This window comes from Aquimarina sp. U1-2 (assembly GCF_017897595.1).
In the GTDB taxonomy this organism is placed as follows: domain Bacteria; phylum Bacteroidota; class Bacteroidia; order Flavobacteriales; family Flavobacteriaceae; genus Aquimarina.
This window is the reverse complement of sequence record NZ_JAGKIK010000111.1, coordinates 1-361: the sequence shown is the minus strand read 5'-3', so window position 1 is coordinate 361 and position 361 is coordinate 1. Positions and strand designations below refer to the sequence as shown.

The window sequence follows — 361 nt, the reverse complement described above, 5'->3', positions numbered from 1 at the left end:
AGCTACTTTTAAATTTCCACTATGTGGAGACACGCAAAGAGAGTAGTCTCGCCTTATATCATTGCCATCAATTTGGGTTTTAAGCGTGATATATTGGCCTGCTTTAAATTGAAATTGACCCTTAAGATTTTCAGGTACATTAAAACCAATACTAACAGCTTTATCTGTAACTCTAGTTATATTTTTTATTGAAAGTTTGTGAAATCCAGACATGATAAAAATTTTAGCAAAAATAGTGAAGCATTAACGTTTTATCGATGTTTTTAGCTGAAAAATTAATACATAAAATAATTATGCATAAGAATTTTATGTATATTTGAAACCTATGAAAAGCAGCAATTTATATAAGGGAAGCTTAACC

General features: G+C 29.1%; 1 protein-coding gene. It reads right to left on the bottom strand.

Annotation, left to right across the window (positions count from 1 at the left end; genetic code table 11):
• Positions 1-213 (bottom strand): FAD-binding oxidoreductase (locus tag J8281_RS19255; protein ID WP_246849176.1); only part of this gene is annotated, 213 nt, incomplete at its 3' end.
• Between the last annotated feature and the right edge of the window lie 148 nt (positions 214-361).